The sequence below is a fragment of the Poseidonocella sp. HB161398 genome, assembly GCF_005870025.1.
Taxonomy (GTDB): Bacteria; Pseudomonadota; Alphaproteobacteria; order Rhodobacterales; family Rhodobacteraceae; genus Mangrovicoccus.
In genome coordinates, this window is the sequence record NZ_VATA01000299.1 from 1 (window position 1) to 507 (window position 507).

The following is a 507-nucleotide window of genomic DNA, read 5'->3' on the forward strand; positions in this document are numbered from 1 at the left end:
CATGGCAAAGGCAAAGTTTGAGCGTACGAAGCCGCACGTGAACATCGGCACGATCGGTCACGTCGACCACGGCAAGACCACGCTGACCGCAGCGATCACCAAGTATTTCGGTGACTTCAAGGCATACGACCAGATCGACGGCGCGCCGGAAGAGAAGGCCCGCGGCATCACCATCTCGACCGCGCATGTGGAATACGAGACCGACGCGCGCCACTACGCGCACGTGGACTGCCCCGGCCACGCCGACTACGTGAAGAACATGATCACCGGTGCCGCGCAGATGGACGGCGCGATCCTGGTTGTGAACGCAGCTGACGGCCCCATGCCGCAGACCCGCGAGCACATCCTTCTGGCGCGCCAGGTCGGCGTTCCGGCGCTGGTCGTGTTCCTCAACAAGGTCGACCAAGTGGATGACGAGGAGCTCCTGGAGCTCGTCGAGATGGAAGTCCGCGAACTGCTGTCGTCCTACGACTTCCCGGGCGACGACATTCCGATCGTTGCCGGCTC

Annotated in this window: 1 protein-coding gene; it reads left to right on the plus strand. The window is 63.1% G+C overall.

Going from position 1 to position 507, the window contains the following annotated elements; all coding sequences use genetic code 11:
- Position 1: 1 nt before the first annotated feature.
- A partial coding sequence (locus FGX59_RS37350) for a GTP-binding protein (protein WP_138473516.1) occupies positions 2–507 on the plus strand: 506 nt, incomplete at its 3' end.